This is a genomic window from Paenibacillus sp. OT2-17 (assembly GCF_009827695.1).
In the GTDB taxonomy this organism is placed as follows: domain Bacteria; phylum Bacillota; class Bacilli; order Paenibacillales; family Paenibacillaceae; genus Paenibacillus; species Paenibacillus polymyxa_B.
The window spans coordinates 50,814-67,123 of record NZ_WUDQ01000005.1 but is presented as its reverse complement, the minus strand read 5'-3'; the positions used below and the strand labels follow the sequence as shown (position 1 = coordinate 67,123).

15 protein-coding genes are annotated in these 16,310 nt (G+C 48.9%); all 15 read left to right on the top strand.

What is annotated here, in order from left to right:
- The first annotated feature begins 135 nt into the window (after positions 1-135).
- The 15 genes from spoVT (at position 136) to ftsH (ending at position 16,089) form a co-directional block, all read left to right on the top strand.
- The gene (gene spoVT, locus GRP75_RS03095; protein WP_023986438.1) at positions 136-678 is read left to right on the top strand and encodes a stage V sporulation protein T; all 543 of its coding nucleotides are present in this window, start codon (positions 136-138) and stop codon (positions 676-678) included.
- A 141-nt stretch (positions 679-819) separates the two neighbouring features.
- Positions 820-2,478, top strand: coding sequence for a putative polysaccharide biosynthesis protein (locus GRP75_RS03090; RefSeq protein ID WP_160788582.1), 1,659 nt, complete (start codon positions 820-822; stop codon positions 2,476-2,478).
- 159 nt (positions 2,479-2,637) lie between these two features.
- Positions 2,638-4,137 carry a bifunctional methyltransferase/pyrophosphohydrolase YabN gene (gene yabN, locus GRP75_RS03085; protein ID WP_160788581.1) on the top strand — a complete coding sequence of 500 codons (1,500 nt, stop codon included), beginning with the start codon at positions 2,638-2,640 and terminating at the stop codon, positions 4,135-4,137.
- Between the two features lie 333 nt (positions 4,138-4,470).
- Positions 4,471-4,743 (top strand): HU family DNA-binding protein, encoded by a 273-nt coding sequence (locus GRP75_RS03080; protein WP_007428028.1) that lies wholly within the window; start codon positions 4,471-4,473, stop codon positions 4,741-4,743.
- Entirely contained in the window at positions 4,743-5,021 is a 279-nt protein-coding gene (locus tag GRP75_RS03075; protein WP_016818913.1) for an RNA-binding S4 domain-containing protein, read from the top strand. Before GRP75_RS03080 ends, GRP75_RS03075 begins: the two co-directional genes overlap by 1 nt.
- 179 nt (positions 5,022-5,200) lie before the next feature.
- On the top strand, positions 5,201-5,485 hold the full coding sequence (gene yabP, locus GRP75_RS03070; protein WP_013368685.1) for a sporulation protein YabP: 285 nt from the start codon (positions 5,201-5,203) through the stop codon (positions 5,483-5,485).
- Positions 5,482-6,060: a spore cortex biosynthesis protein YabQ gene (gene yabQ, locus GRP75_RS03065; protein WP_160788580.1), complete on the top strand. Its 579-nt coding sequence runs from the start codon at positions 5,482-5,484 to the stop codon at positions 6,058-6,060. The genes yabP and yabQ overlap by 4 nt, the downstream gene beginning before the upstream one ends.
- A gap of 4 nt (positions 6,061-6,064) precedes the next feature.
- Positions 6,065-6,394 carry an FtsB family cell division protein gene (locus tag GRP75_RS03060; protein WP_160788579.1) on the top strand — a complete coding sequence of 110 codons (330 nt, stop codon included), beginning with the start codon at positions 6,065-6,067 and terminating at the stop codon, positions 6,392-6,394.
- Positions 6,395-6,517: 123 nt separating this feature from the next.
- Positions 6,518-7,039 (top strand): S1 domain-containing RNA-binding protein, encoded by a 522-nt coding sequence (locus GRP75_RS03055; RefSeq protein ID WP_053324323.1) that lies wholly within the window; start codon positions 6,518-6,520, stop codon positions 7,037-7,039.
- Between the two features lie 505 nt (positions 7,040-7,544).
- Positions 7,545-10,052, top strand: a complete 2,508-nt coding sequence (gene spoIIE / locus GRP75_RS03050) for a stage II sporulation protein E (protein WP_160788578.1) — start codon at positions 7,545-7,547, stop codon at positions 10,050-10,052.
- Positions 10,053-10,178: 126 nt separating this feature from the next.
- The gene (locus tag GRP75_RS03045; protein WP_023986444.1) at positions 10,179-10,928 is read left to right on the top strand and encodes a vWA domain-containing protein; all 750 of its coding nucleotides are present in this window, start codon (positions 10,179-10,181) and stop codon (positions 10,926-10,928) included.
- Positions 10,912-11,850: a protein kinase domain-containing protein gene (locus GRP75_RS03040; protein ID WP_023986445.1), complete on the top strand. Its 939-nt coding sequence runs from the start codon at positions 10,912-10,914 to the stop codon at positions 11,848-11,850. Before GRP75_RS03045 ends, GRP75_RS03040 begins: the two co-directional genes overlap by 17 nt.
- A gap of 66 nt (positions 11,851-11,916) precedes the next feature.
- Positions 11,917-13,365, top strand: coding sequence for a tRNA lysidine(34) synthetase TilS (gene tilS / locus GRP75_RS03035; RefSeq protein ID WP_160788577.1), 1,449 nt, complete (start codon positions 11,917-11,919; stop codon positions 13,363-13,365).
- Between the two features lie 47 nt (positions 13,366-13,412).
- Positions 13,413-13,952, top strand: a complete 540-nt coding sequence (gene hpt, locus GRP75_RS03030; protein ID WP_023986447.1) for a hypoxanthine phosphoribosyltransferase — start codon at positions 13,413-13,415, stop codon at positions 13,950-13,952.
- Between the two features lie 97 nt (positions 13,953-14,049).
- On the top strand, positions 14,050-16,089 hold the full coding sequence (gene ftsH, locus GRP75_RS03025) for an ATP-dependent zinc metalloprotease FtsH (protein ID WP_028542511.1): 2,040 nt from the start codon (positions 14,050-14,052) through the stop codon (positions 16,087-16,089).
- Positions 16,090-16,310 lie beyond the last annotated feature (221 nt).

Below are 16,310 nucleotides of genomic sequence, written 5' to 3'. Positions count from 1 at the left end.
ATACTATGGTCAGATATCACCATAAACACCATGACCGTGACGTTCTTCGTGACCGCTTCTGGGGGAGTGGAAGCGTCTTTCGATACCGTCAGTAGTTTACTAAATTCTTCTTGAGAAAGTGGGGCAACATGTGAAATGAAAGCTACTGGTATAGTTCGCCGTATTGATGACCTTGGGCGGGTAGTTATTCCAAAGGAAATTCGCCGCACCTTGAGAATTCGTGAAGGAGATCCGCTTGAGATTTTTGTGGATCGTGACGGAGAAGTCATTTTGAAAAAGTATTCACCTATTGGTGAACTTGGTGATTTCGCCAAAGAATATGCTGAGTCCCTGTTTGAAAGCACGGGCCATATTACAATGATTACCGATCGGGACACCATTATTACGGTGGCTGGAGGCTCTAAAAAAGAGTTTCTGGACAAGCCAATCGGTAGCATTATCGAAGGTAGTATGGATAATCGCAAAACTGTGCTGGAGACAGCCAGCGGCTCCTATGAGCTAACGCGAGACCACGAAGAAACACTCTCGTCCTTTGTGGCGGCTCCCATTGTTTCCGGTGGTGATCCCATTGGTTCCGTTGTATTGTTGAACAAGGACGAAAATGTAAAAATGTCCGAAATGGAGATCAAAATGGCTGAAACAGCCGCTGGCTTCCTGGGCAAACAAATGGAACAGTAACATCCCGGTTCACCCCTGTATGACGTACAGAATGGCGAAAGCCGTCCTGCGTTGTACAGGGTTTTTTTTCTTTCCGGGAGAAGAGGCGGTATAATAGGACTCGTGAAAGATGCATATTTCAGGTGGGAGTGAAGACGGAGAATGCAGGAAAATCGCGCCGCTTCGCGGCTGCTACGGGGTGCTGTCATTTTGACACTGGCAGCAGTAGCGAGCAAGCTGATCGGCACAGTGCAAAAAATCCCGCTGCAGAATATCGGCGGCGACGGCGTGTTTGGCATTTATAATACGGTTTATCCTTTTTATACGCTGTTCATTACCATTGCAGCTGCTGGATTTCCGGCTGCAATATCCAAATTTGTAGCTGAGTTTGAGGCAGTGGGAAACCGGGCAGCGGGGCAACGTGTTGCTCGGCTATCTTCGCTTGTCTTGGGTGTCTTTGGATTGATCTTGGGCGTGCTGATGTATACGTGCGCGCCGCTCATTGGTCAATGGATCGACAATGCTCACGTTATTCCGTCGGTGAGGGCGGCGGCGTTTGCCTTTTTGTTCGTACCGGTTATGGCGGGATTGAGAGGATATTTTCAAGGTTTGCAAAATATGCTTCCGACTGCTATCTCCCAAGTGACGGAGCAGGCGATACGGGTAAGCGTGATGATTATGCTGTTGCTGCTCATGCTGTCGCAAGGAGCGGGGGCGGATATGATTGCCGCCGGAGCAGTGTTTGGTTCAGCAGCAGGTGGAGCAGCGGGATTGGTCGTCATGTTGCTATATTGGCGAAATCACAGGAAGAGGCTTAGAAGGCAAGGGACGGTCATGGCGACAGTGCAAGCACAAACTGGAGAGCTATACCCGGCGGAAAGCAACGGTGCCTTGCTAAAGGCGCTGCTGCGTTATGCCTTGCCTGTTTGCCTTGGAGCGCTAGCCGTTCCGTTAATTAGCCTGGTAGACACTTTTACCGTACCTCGCTTGTTAAAGCAGGAGGGTTTGGACGATACTGCGGTTATGGTGGCCTTTGGCGTGTATAACCGAGGTCTGCCGCTGGTACAGCTAGTCATGATGTTTGCTACCACACTGTCGGCATTATTCATTCCATCGCTGGCTGAGGCGCGGGTGACCGGCGGTACGGAGCTGGCACGTCGCCAGTGCGAGCAATCGCTGCGCTGGTTTTGGTTGCTGGGACTAGCCGCTGCGACAGGCTTGATCGTGCTGGCTGTGCCCGTCAATGTGATGCTGTATGCGGACGACACCGGCAGCGAGGTCATGCGCTGGATGGCGCTAACCGCCGTAGGCGGTACGCTCAGCATCATCTCGGCTGCGCTGCTGCAAGGGCTTGGCGCGGTTCGCGCGCCGGCTCTGGCGATGCTCGCGGCCGCAGTAGCCAAGGCGCTGCTAAACTGGCTGCTCGTGCCGCAGCTAGGCACGGCTGGAGCCGCCATTGCGGGGGCTGTCGCCTATCTGCTGGCGGCGGTGATCAACATCGTGCTGCTGGCTCGCTTGGTAGGCCTGCGTGGGAGCTGGTCCGCCAGCGTGCTCAAGCCGGCGGCACTGCTTATCGCCCTGGCTGGTGCGGCCGGGGCGGCGATGTGGGGCACCAGCGCTGTGCTGGGTGCCTTGGGATGGGCTGCCGGAGGTCGCGCCACGGCAGCCGCGGAGAGCCTGCTGGGCGTAGCAGCAGGCGCCGTTGTGTTCGTGATCGGCCTCGCACGCTTGAGGCTGATCACGGAAGCCGAGCTTGTGGCGGTGCCCAAGCTCGGACGCCCGCTGGCAGCCGTGCTGCGCAGGCTGCGCGTACTGGCTTAGCCCAGGCATAGGGCTTAGGGCGTGAAAGCGGCACAGCCATTTTATGAGCCTATACAACTTTGTGGTATAGTAAATCCCAAAGCAAAGGAAGCGGAAGCGGGGGTAGGCCGTATATTTTTTCGAGCACGAACCTTGTTTCTGCGAAACGGAGGATTGGATATGAGCGTAACATTAACGGTCGTAGGTTTGGGCTCGGGAGATCCGGATCAGCTTACGATAGGGATATTGAACAAAATGCGGGGCGCTTCAGCGCTCTATCTGCGGACCAAGGAGCATCCTGCGGTTCAAGTGCTGAATGAGTTTGAAGTGGCTTTTGAGTCGTTTGACAAAGTATATGAGACAAAGGAGTCCTTTCCAGAGGTATACGAGGAAATTACCAGCCAATTAATTACGACAGCTGCTAAGGCGGCAGACGGAAGCGAAATCGTCTATGCGGTTCCCGGTCACCCGATGGTGGCAGAAGCAGCGGTGCAGTTGCTTAAGGAGCGTTGTCCTGCGCAAGGGATTGAACTGAACATTCTGGGTGGCGAAAGTTTCCTGGATGAAGCTTTTGTGCGTCTTGGTTTTGATCCGATCGAGGGTTTCCAACTGTTGGACGCAGGTACACTGGATGCCAGCTGGCTCCAGCCTCAGCTGCATACGCTGATCGGACAGGTGTATGACACCTTCACGGCTTCTGATGTGAAGCTGTGCCTGATGGAGCGGTATCCTGACGATTATGAGGTGTACGTCGGTCACGCTCTTGGGGTGGAAGGCGAGGAAGCGGTGCACAAGGTGCCGCTGTACGAGCTAGATCGAGTAGAGGGCTACGGGAACCTATCCTTGGTATACATACCTCGCAGTGAAGATGAGGCACTGAAACGGCGTTCTTTTGACCGTTTACACGAGATTGTCGATATTTTACGCAGTCCGGAAGGCTGTCCATGGGATCGTGAACAGACACATCAGTCGATCCGCAAAAATCTGATCGAAGAAACGTATGAAGTCATTGAAACGATAGATGAGGACGACCCTGAGCATATGAAGGAAGAGCTGGGCGATCTGTTGTTGCAAATTTTGCTGCATGCCCAAATGGAAGAGGAAGTTGGAACCTTCAATGTGTATGATGTTATCCAGGGGCTGAATGATAAGCTTATTTTCCGTCATCCACATGTATTTGGTGACAATCAAGCGAATGATGCGGAAGAAGCGCTGCAAAACTGGGAGCAGATGAAGGCTGAGGAAAAACGGCTTAAAGGCACGACGGCAGCAGACCCTTCCGTACTGGATGGGGTTCCACGTGATCTGCCTGCTCTTATGAAATCGTACAAGCTCCAGAAGAAAGCAGCTAAAGTAGGCTTTAACTGGGATAGCATTGAGGGCGTATTCGATAAATTGGACGAAGAAGTGGCTGAGCTGAAGGAAGCGGTTCGTGAAGGGCATGCCGTGGAAGCCCAGTTGCTGGAGTTAGGCGATGTATTATTTGTTGCAGTGAATGCAGCCCGGTTCATGGGAGTAGATCCGGAAGAGGCATTGTCCGCCACCAATCGCAAATTTGTCGACCGTTTCCAGTATATTGAGCAGAAATTACGCGAGCAGGGGCGCCGTCCCGAAGACAGCAGCGTAGATGAAATGGAGACTTACTGGCAGGAAGCGAAAAAGCTCCTTGGCAAAGCGTGATTCCACATATTCGCTTTTGGCTGCACAGAACAGTAAAATGAGACATATGCAGGGTTGAAAGAAGGCCTAGTTTGTGAAGACTTGCCAATGGACAGAGTTTTGTAGTAGGATGTTGGCTTAACTGGGGTCGAATAAAAAAACGCCTGTCATTGCAGGATTTTTACGGACAAGCCAGAATAACTTGTAGTAATTCTGAAAATAACTGTAGCTTATAGTTAAGCGTGTTACAGTGACATTCAGGAGGGCTTCGGCCACAGTTGGACCTCACGTCTGCTCCATAAATGGACATGCAGCGTGATGATTATTTTTTGACATTTGGGAGGCTTTTATCTTATGAACAAGACAGATCTGATCAACAATATTTCCAGCAAAAGCGGTTTGAGCAAACGTGACGTTGAAGCTGTATTGAATGGCGTTCTTGGTGAAATTACAGATGCACTCGCTAGCGGTGACAAAGTGCAACTGATCGGCTTTGGTACTTTCGAAACACGCAAGCGTTCCAGCCGTACAGGCCGCAATCCACAAACCGGTAACACGATTGAAATTCCAGAATCGACCGTTCCTGCTTTTAAAGCCGGTAATAAGCTTAAAGAAGCCGTTAACTAATGCGTCTTGATAAATTCTTGAAAGTCTCGCGGCTGATTAAGCGGCGTACGGTAGCCAAGGACGTCTCCGAACAAGGGAGAGTGCTGGTGAACGGACGCGAAGCCAAGCCGAGCAGTGCGGTCAAAGTAGGCGATGAAATTACCGTCCAGTTTGGCCAGAAGCTGGTGACCGTGCGAGTGGAACGGCTCGCCGACACTACACGCAAGGACGAGGCTGCAAGTATGTACACTTTGGTAAAGGAAGAGCCTATTGCCAGGGACAATGGTTTGAACTGGTAAGCAGACATCTGATTTTCTCACAACTGTACATGAAAGCATTCCTTCATTATTTTATGAAGGAGTGCTTTTTTTTCTTTAGATGACGAGGTTTCGTCCATCATATGCTGATTAACAGCAAAAGCGGTTCTAAATCATACGGCCCCCTTCATAAGCTAAGAACAGAAGGAGGGGTACATGCCATGATTGAACAAGGGAAGTCCAAGCACCATGATCTGCGCATGCAAAGCCGCAAGCAACTCGATATTTCAGGCGTCAGCAATGTGGAGAGCTTTGACAGTGAAGAATTTTTGCTTCAGACCGAGCTGGGCCATCTCACCATTCGCGGACAACATTTACATATCAAAAACCTCAGTCTAGAAGAGGGGCTGTTGTCCATTGAAGGTTTGATTACTTCCCTCGTCTACCTGGAGCCCGGGGCCCCGGCCAAAAACGGAAAAAGCCTATTCGGCAAGCTCTTCAAATGAACCCTTACACACAATGGCTGACATTGACATGGATGCTGTTGTCGGGCATAGCCATGGGAGTGGTGTTTGACAGCTACCGGGTGCTGTCCATCCGCTTTCATTTTGCCCGCTGGAGCGTTCATATGTTGGACGTGCTGTACTGGGTGGCCTCGGCTTTGTTTATTTTCCGTGTGCTATACGCGAGTAATCGCGGTGAGCTGCGGTTTTATGTCTTTTTAGGACTACTTTTGGGGGTTTGGCTCTATTTTTGGGCCTTTAGTGTTACAACCCAACGTTTTGTGGTAATGTTATTAGAGATAGTTCGCAGACTGACGTTGATCGTGAACAGCATACTGCGCATCCTGATTGTTCTTCCGGTGTTAGCGCTGTATCGGCTGTTACGCAAGCTGGTCGGATGGACATGGACACTTATTGTGTTCCTGGGAAGGATGCTGATATACATCCTGATGCCGGTTTGGAAGCCGATCCTATGGCTGATCGGTCCGCTTAAAGCGCGCTGGAAGACTCCAGAGTCGCTCGTAAAGCTGGGTATCAGACTGAAAAACACAGCGAAAAGATGGTTTGGAAGGAGGTAGTATCATGCGTAATTCGTCTGTAGATCGCCATTCATCTTCTACGTCCAAGTCCAACGCGGGCGGGCGCAGGCGAATCATGATTTGGTTGCTATCGCTTGCCGCCTTTGGTAGTTGGGCAATTTTTACCTTTTTTTCTCAAGGCATGATTATGGCCGATCGAAGTGAACAGCTCACCCAGAAGGAAAAGCAGAAGCAAGCTGCTACACAAACGGAACAACAGCTTCAAACCGAAGTGAATCGTCTCAAGGACCCTGAGTACATTGGCGAGATTGCCAGAAGCAAGTACGGTCTTTACAAACCGGAAGAGACGCCAATCATCGAAGATCAGAAATAGGAACATTATCGGGCCAATGCTTAGTTGACCTTGGTTCCGCCATTTTGTATAATCAAATCACCACAGCGGGATTTTTTTGCAAAAAAATCGGTTGTATATTTTAAGGGAGGATCATTTTATTCTATGGCAATTGAAGTGGGCACCAAGTTAGAGGGCAAAGTGACAGGCATCACGCATTTTGGAGCATTTGTGGATTTGTCTGGAGGTGTCACGGGTCTCGTTCACATCTCGGAAATCGCCGATAACTATGTTAAGGATGTTAACGACCACCTGAAGATTAATGATGTTGTGACGGTGAAAGTCATTAATGTTGACAAAGATGGCAAAATCGGGCTTTCCATTAAGCAAACGATTGACAAGCCGGCAAGTGAAGCCCGTCCCCCAAGAGCTCCAAGACCGGAGCGTACAGGAGGACCAGGCGGAGGCGACCGTTTCGGCGGTGGAGGTTCAGGTCCAAGTCAAGGACGCGGTGGTGGCGGTGGTTTCAACCGCGATCGTGGAGGCCGTTCTTTCAAGCCTGCACCGGGTAAACCTTCATTTGAGGATAAAATGTCACGCTTCCTGAAAGATAGTGAGGAACGCATTTCGTCGCTGAAAAAGAACACCGAAGGTAAACGCGGAGGACGCGGCGCGAAGCGTGTTTAATTCACTTTGACAACCGTATCAATCATACACGGAAAACCGTACAGTCGAGAGACTGCTACGGTTTTTTTGCGTTCTACCGACAACAGATGCGATAAGTAGCGGCTGTCGGCGCTGAATCCAGTGGTTAGTCGTACGGGCATTTATGAGATTCGCAATTTTGGCGAAGAAGATAAGAGCTACGATGCTGGAAAGTGGATGTTTTTTTTGTCGTGAGGACATAATCGTCCGACAAACTCCAACGGTTTTCCGTCTATCTTCTGTGCGAATCGCTAGTTTGGACATCAGGATGAACGACATCGAGAGGTTATGTAAGGAGTAGCGGGACGTTTCTTTCATCGGCTTCCATACGGGCGTAGCTTGATGTTCAGAGTGATGCTCTGTCCTTTCGCGCAGAACGTTTTTTTGTCGGAAATTTCTTGGAATAAGACGTGAGGTTCTGACAAACTTTCTCAATCGTTCTGGTTTAAGATGGGAACATCAAATTGATGAATGGGGTGCCTGACGCATGATGGAGAAATGGAACGTGGTACATTTTCCGGGGTTAAAATCTAGAAAGTCCAAATCCAAAGAGCGTACGGAAGGTTGGTCTTCCAGACTCAAGAAACGGCTGGATTCACATAAAGTGGTGCAATGGGTAACGGCGCAAAGATGGATGCTGCTATTGTCAGCTATGGGAGTTCTACTGGGACGCGCCACTATTTTGGACGAGCTTTCTCCCTTTGCCCTCGCTTATTTTGCGGTCATAACGTTTCTTCGGCGTGATCTGATGCTGCCTGTAGCTGTATCAGTTGTGTTAGGCAGCCTGTTAGCTCCTTACCCATCGTTATTTATGATTGGTGGTGAGCTACTGGTATTTTATCTCCTGTATCGCGGGCTACGAGCCTTCGACCGTCTGGAATTATCCTATGCCCCGCTTATGGTTTTCTTGTCGGTGTTTATGGTCAATTTATTTAACACCGTGATGGCTCCAACTTTCACATGGTATGAGCTTATCATTGTGGGAACGGATGCGGTTCTCAGCTTTATGCTTACGCTGGTGTTCACGCAGGCCATACCGTTGTTTACGTACCGCAAGAAGACAAGCCAGCTCAAAAATGAGGAAATTTTATGTCTTATTATTTTATTAGCCTCTGTGATGACGGGAGCAGTAGGCTGGACTGTTCATTCATTGTCTGTCGATCATGTGCTGTCGCGATATTTGGTCTTGGTGTTTGCTTTGGTGGGAGGTGCTTCGCTGGGTGCATCAGTCGGTGTAATTACTGGTTTAATTTTAAGCTTGGCCAATATGTCTGCAATTGTGCAGATGAGTTTACTCGCTTTTGCAGGTTTGCTGGCAGGAATGCTGCGTGAAGGGAAAAAAGGCGCTGTTGCGCTTGGGATGCTGCTAGGCTCCTCAATTCTGACGATCTATTTGGACGGGACCGGAGATGTGCTGACGTCAACCTGGGAGAGCTGTGCGGCAATTCTATTATTCTTAATGACCCCAAAAAGTTTCTTTAAAGCGGTTTCTACCTATGTTCCCGGTACGCAGGACCACGCCAAATCTCAGCATGAGTATGCCAAAAGGGTCCGCGACCTCACCGCAGAGCGGGTAACGAAGTTTTCTCGTGTATTCAGTCAGCTATCCCGCAGCTTTCATCAGATATCTGCGAGTGAGAGCACGAAGTCGGATGGTGAAATCGAACACTTTATGAATGCGGTGGCGGAAGGGACATGTGCCTCCTGCTTCAAGTGTGAGCAGTGCTGGGACGGAAAGTTTATGCAAACTCATCAGTATATGACGGAAATGATGAGCGCCATTGAGGATAACCCGGATTTGGAGCCGGAGCAGATACCCCCGCAATGGAGCAAGGCATGTGCTAAAACGGGCGCTGTCCTGCAAGTGATGAAGCAGCAGTATAGCCTCTACCAACATAATATGCAGTGGAAGCGCCAAGTATACGATAGTCGTCAGCTTGTTGCTGACCAGCTATCGGGTGTATCACAAATCATGGAGGATTTAGCGCGAGAAATTCAGCGGGAAGGGCAGACCATGCATCGGCAGGAGGAGCAAATACGGGAGGCTCTTGATAGACTGGGCTTGTCCATTCAATCCATTGAGATCATTAACCTGGATGCAGGTCAGGTAGAAATTGAGATTGTCCATGCCTATACAAGGGGATTTGATGAATGTCGGAAAATCATTGCTCCACTTCTGTCGGACATACTGGACGAGCATATAGCTGTGATGCGCGAAACGGAGGCAGATCGCCGCCAAGGCTTGGCTACAGTCATGTTCGGCTCTGCTAAAACGTATGAGATTGCTACAGGAGTAGCTAGTGCCGCCAAAGGAGGCGATTTTTTCTCAGGAGACAGCTACAGCATGATGGAGCTAGGGAACGGGACTTTTGCAGTCTCTTTAAGCGATGGTATGGGGAACGGAGAGCGCGCGCAGCAAGAGAGCAGTGCAGCACTTAACATTTTGGAGGAATTACTGCAGTCGGGTATGGACGAAAAATTGGCGATCAAGTCGGTTAACTCTGTCCTGATGCTGCGATCACCTGAGGAAATGTATGCTACGGTCGATATGGCGCTGATTGATCAGTACACGGCCCAGACAACCTTTATGAAGATTGGGTCTACGCCGAGTTTTATTAAAAGAGGGGAGGAGGTCATTCCCGTATCTGCCAGCAACTTGCCGATTGGCATTATACAGGATATTGAAGTTGATTTGGTATCACTGCAGCTCCAGCCGGGTGATATTCTCATTATGATTACAGACGGTATATACGACTCACCGGGTTATGCGGTTAATAAGGAAATATGGATGAAACGCATGATTCAGGAAATTGAAAGCGAAGATCCACAGCAGTTGGCCGACTGCTTACTAGAAAGGGTTATTCGATACCAACAAAATCAAATCTATGATGATATGACAGTAGTCGTTAGTAAAATAGATCACTTCCGCCCAGAGTGGGCAACTCTCCATGTACCTGGCATGAGGTGGTTGGAACGTCCACGGACGGTGAGCTAATCCGACATTGCCCGGGAAATTCCTTATTCGTTTTTAAAAATCCGCATCCTTCGTTTGAATCGTTCCGGATTAGGCAAAGATAGAATCTATCGGGATAGATTAAGAGGAAGCGGAGGTCAAAAAACAATGAAGCAAATTTTGATCATTACAGACGGATGCTCTAATGTAGGTGTTAGTCCAGTCATGGCGGCTGCCCAAGCTTTACGAGAAGGTATTACAGTGAACGTCGCCGGAGTCATAGATTATGGAACTATTGGCGAGCTTGGCAGCGCGGAGATTCAAGAAATTGCTAAAGCAGGGGGAGGGTTTAGCCAAATCGTTGGGACGAAGCAGTTGGCTCAGACCATGCAGATGATGACGCGCAAAACGGTGGTTCAAACCATTCAGCAGGCGGTTAATAGAGAGTTAACGCACATTCTGGGTGAGGGTGGCGCCAAACATATCGGTGAACTTCCTCCGGCAAAACGAGCCCAAGTGGTTGAGGTGATGGATGAGCTGACAGAAACAAGCACCCTGGAGATTGCTTTGCTCATTGATGCAAGTGCGAGCATGAAGCCCAAGCTGCCTGCTGTAGAGGACAGCATTCGTGATTTGCTGCTCAGTTTACAGTCCAGAAGCGGACACAGCCGTATATCTGTATTTCATTTTCCGGGCGGAAAAATGGGAGAAGACGCAGTTATGGATATCGGTTGGACCTCTGAGCTTAACCAGATCAAATCGATATTTGGACGCTTGCGGATGAAAGGGGCAACACCGACAGGTCCTGCCATTTTACAAGTGATTGATTATTACCGATATGTTACACTAGGAGAACAGAAAGATCTGGAAGAATCCTATGGCAAAGGAGAAGGGATGCTCGGTGACTACGTCGTCTGATCCCGTTCTTGCACCCGGAACGGTCATCAAGGGCAAGTGGAAGCGGAGCAGCTATGTCATCCAGCGCTTGCTGGGCCGGGGAGCGAACGGAACTGTATATTTGGTAAAAGAAGCACAGGCCGATCGGCAATTTGCTCTGAAAATGGGGAAGAACACGCTTGATCTGCAATCAGAGATTAATGTGCTAACCACATTGCAGTCTCAGGGGACTCAGGCCGCCCTTCAGCGAAATGGAAATCCTTCCTTTTTGTTTGAGGTGGATGATGTAGTGTTACGCAGCGGAGAAATCCCCTTTTATGTTATGCGATATGTTAAGGGTGATCCGCTTCATCGTTTTGTGGCAGCCAAAGGGCCGGAATGGTATGGTGTGGCTGGAACCGGTATACTGAATCGTCTGGCGGATCTCCATCAGGCAGGATGGGTGTTTGGCGACCTGAAGCCGCAGAATATTTTGGTCAATGCCTATGGAGAGGCTGAATTAATTGACTACGGTGGGGTATCTCTTGCTGGTCGGAGTGTTAAACAATTTACAGAATGGTATGACAGGGGATTCTGGAATGCTGGCAGCCGAAATGCCGATTCCCAGTATGACCTGTTTGCCTTCGCTCTTCTAACGATTCATATATTGGAGAGCGAATCGTTAAAGGCGGCTGCGAGCAGGCTGCCACAGTTGCGTAATACGGCAGAATTGACGGTCATCATTCGCCGCAGCCGTGTATTACGCCCCTATGCCGAATGGCTACTGGGTGCAGTGCGTGGAGAATATTCCGATACTCGTGCAGCGGCCCGATCTTGGTCACGTTTGGCTTCCGCACATGTCAGGCAATCGTCGGTCAAAAGAGGGAACCCACGCTGGCTGGGATATGCTTTTACGGTATCGCTTTTGCTGCTTGCCGGAGCGCTCTGGATTGCGTTAAGGTAGCAGCATGACTTACATAAGATAACAGATGATCATCATTTTTACGGTCGGGAGAAAAGAGGGTCGTGAATGGGAACAACAAAACCGACCGGTGTTGTACAGGAAGTGCTCGCCTTGGCGCGAGATCATTCACTGTGGAGCCCCGGAGACCGCATTGTGGTTGCTGTATCCGGTGGGCCGGATTCGGTGGCCCTTTTGCACATTTTACATGAAATATCCGTTATACATATGCCTTTACAACTCGTCTGCGCTCACGTTCATCATGGCTTCAGACCAGAGGAATCGGATGCGGAGGCTGAAGAGGTACGCAATATTGCCCGAAAGCTTGAACTTCCATTTGAAATGGCTCGGGTGGATGTACCCGCTTATATGAAGGAGAGCGGGAAGGGGCCACAGGAAGCAGCCCGCGAGCTGCGCTACAGTTTTTTACATGATATGGCTACAAAGTGGGAAGCACAGCATATTGCAATGGCCCACCACGGCGACGATCAAGCCGAAACGGTTCTCTTGCACTTGCTGCGTGGTAGCGGCCCAGCAGGTTTGGCGGGTATGCGTTTGGCGCGCAGGGAAAAAAATGTGCAACTCATTCGCCCGCTACTACGTATGTACAAGGCTGACCTGATTGATTTTTGTAACTTTTATGGTCTTTCCTATGTGATAGACAGCACTAATTTATCTTCCAAATACCGTCGTAACGCCATTCGCATGGATGTGCTTCCTTTTTTGGGGCAATATAATGAGCGACTGACACCGTCCCTAAACCGGCTGGCCGAAACAATGGCTGACGAAAATGACTTTATGGAGGCATCCACACTGTCGGCATACGAGAAAATGGTGCGCTTGGATAATGGCAGGTACATGTTTCCCATCGCTTCATACCGTAAGCTATCCGTTGCTTTACAACGGAGGTTGATTAAACTAATATTAAATTATCTGCCTTCGGACAGTGAAAATTTTGATTTTCGTAAAATTGAGACCGTTCGACTAAGACTTCTCCAAGAGGCATCGTCTACATGGAGTTTGGATTTGGGAGGCGGTGCGGTTGGAGTCCGCGAATATGACCAGGCGGTTTTGTTTGACCGTACGCAAGTCGTTATGGGCGAATGGTGCTATGGACTAAGTGTATTGCCTATTTCCGGTGAGCTAGAGTTGCCTGAGGCAGGTGGTATACTTCGGTGGCGAAGGGCTTCCTATTCGGATGCGGACCATCCGGTGAATAAGGAGGAAGCGTGGTTCGACGCAGATCAATTGAGTCTGCCTTTGACTGTACGCTCGCGATTACCTGGAGATACCATGTATGTAATGGGATTAAACGGAAGAAAAAAGGTTAAAGATATTTTTATTGATGAAAAAATACCTCCTTCAATGCGTTCCGTTATTCCCATCGTCTGCGACCACTCTGGGGCTATTCTCTGGATTCCGGGCGTACGACGTTCTGTACATGCCGCGGTGCAGAAGCACACGTCTTCGGTTATATATATGTCATGGCAAAGACGAGAGAGTCCGGGGCACCGGTAATTGCGCAGGAACGGCTTTCATAGTATAAACTTAGGAGGTTTACACCGTTGCAGAATGATATTCAGGAAATATTGATCAGCGAAGAAGAAATTCAGAGTAAAATTAAGGAATTGGGTGCACAGCTCAGCGTAAAATATGAAGGAAAAAATCCATTGGTGATTTGCGTGCTGAAAGGTGCGTTTATCTTTATGGCTGATTTGGTTAAATCCATTACAGTGCCGTTGGAGCTTGATTTCATGGCTGTATCAAGTTATGGAGCGTCTACAAAATCCTCAGGTATCATCAAAATCATTAAAGATTTGGACGCATCTGTGGAAGGACGCGACGTTCTGATTGTCGAAGATATTATCGACAGCGGCCTGACGCTGACGCATTTGATTGAATTGCTTAAGAATCGTAATGCCAATTCGGTATGTGTCGTAACCTTGTTCGACAAGCCTGCACGCCGGACAGTTAATCTTGAAGCAGATTATACTGGATTTACGCTTCCAGATGCGTTTGTTGTCGGCTACGGTCTGGACTATGCCGAGCACTACCGGAACCTCCCATACATAGGGATTTTAAAGCCGGAAATCTACACCAGCTAATCTCAGCCTCCAGTCCTAGGACTAAATAAGGCCCTTTGTTGAGAAGGACTTACAGGCTATGGTAAAATAACTTAAGTGTCTCGAGAGGAGGTAGGGGATGAATCGGTTCATCCGGAATTCTGGTTTTTATTTGATTCTTTTTTTAGTTGTGGTGGGTATCGTTCAGTTTGTTAGCAACAGTAACGAAGCCTCCGATCTCCCTAGATATGACCAATTACGGCAAGAGGTTAAAGCTAATAACATCTCTAAAGTAACGGTCCAATTTGACGGTTACGCCTATCTTGTAACCGGTGCATATAAGAAGCAGCCGGCTAATGCTAAATCGACCAATTTTTCCGTATATGTTCCACCAACGGATCAAGCACTAAGTGAACTGGTGAATGCCAGCGAAACGAACGGGTTTGAATACGTGCAGAAGAAAATGGAAGGCGAAAGCATTTGGCTGACGTTTTTGACTTCTATCATTCCTTTGGTGATCATGTTCCTGTTGTTCTTCTTCCTGTTTAATCAGGCACAGGGCGGTGGCGGCAAAGTTATGAACTTCGGCAAGAGCAAAGCCCGTCTGTATAACGAAGAGAAGAAGAAGGTTACGTTCGAGGACGTGGCAGGGGCTGACGAAGAGAAGCAGGAGCTTGTCGAAGTCGTAGAATTCTTGAAGGACCCACGCAAGTTTGCAGCTGTGGGCGCTCGTATTCCAAAAGGTGTTCTGTTAGTGGGCCCTCCAGGTACGGGTAAAACACTCTTGGCGAGAGCTGTTGCAGGCGAGGCCGGAGTACCGTTTTTCAGCATCTCGGGTTCTGATTTTGTAGAAATGTTTGTCGGGGTCGGTGCTTCCCGTGTTCGTGATTTGTTCGAGAACGCGAAGAAGAACGCACCTTGTATCATTTTCATTGATGAGATTGATGCCGTTGGACGTCAACGTGGCGCCGGATTGGGTGGCGGACATGATGAACGTGAGCAGACGCTCAACCAATTGCTCGTAGAGATGGATGGATTCGGCGCAAACGAAGGGATCATCATCGTAGCCGCTACAAACCGTCCGGATATTTTAGACCCGGCGTTGCTTCGTCCAGGACGTTTTGACCGTCAAATTACGGTTGACCGTCCAGATGTTAAAGGTCGTGAAGCAGTATTGTATGTACATGCTCGCAACAAGCCATTAACGAAGGATGTTAAACTGGACGTAATTGCGAAACGTACAACAGGCTTTACGGGCGCTGATCTGGAAAATCTGTTGAACGAAGCTGCCTTGTTGGCGGCTCGTCGTAACCGCAGAGATATTTCGATGCGAGAAGTAGATGAAGCTATCGACCGTGTTATCGTAGGTACAGAAAAACGCAGCCGCGTAATCAGTGACCGCGAAAAACGAATTGTTGCTTATCATGAAGCAGGCCATACGATTATTGGTTTCTTCTTGGAAAATGCCGACATGGTTCACAAGGTAACGATTATTCCACGTGGACGTGCAGGCGGATATGTCATCATGCTTCCGAAGGAAGACCGCATGCTGACTACCAAGCAGGAATTGCTGGACAAAATCACTGGATTGTTGGGTGGACGCGTATCCGAGGAACTGTTCATTGGTGAGATCGGAACGGGAGCCTATAGCGACTTCCAGCAAGCGACAAGCATTGCACGCAGCATGATCGTAGAATATGGTATGAGTGAGAAGCTTGGTCCAATGCAGTTCGGTACTTCACAAGGCCAAGTATTCCTTGGACGCGATATCGGTCATGAGCAGAACTACAGTGATCAGATCGCTTATCAGATTGACCAGGAGATGAATCGCTTCATCACTGAATCTTATGAGCGTGCTAGAGAACTCCTGACCAAGTATTCCAAAGAGGTTCATTTGATTGCTCAAACCTTGCTGGTAGAAGAAACCTTGGAACTTGAACAAATCAAACGTTTGATCGAGACAGGTTCTTTGGATGGTGGCACGACTGAGGGAGAAGGAACACCGGAAAATGGTGAGCCTGTGATCGACAACATTGGAGACGTCCGTGTACGTATTCAAGGTAAGGATGACGAGCCTAAGAATACAACGGATCAACCGAATGATATCCCTAATCTGCAAAAGCCAGAGGATGATAACAATTCGGGCAACTCCGGTGGTACTCCACCGACAACAACCTAATCATCCGATGGATAGTTGAATAAGCGTATATGTAAGCTCCGGGGAACCAGGTATTATGGGTTTTCCGGAGCTTTTTAAATGGAAGATTATTGCTAACGTGATTTGACAGACACCGGAACGTTGTGTACATTTATTGTTAAATAAACGGCTGTCGTCTTCTTAGCTTATAAAAGCCAACAGCCGCTGCAATCGACTTTCTATCATTTTGAACATATACGTGA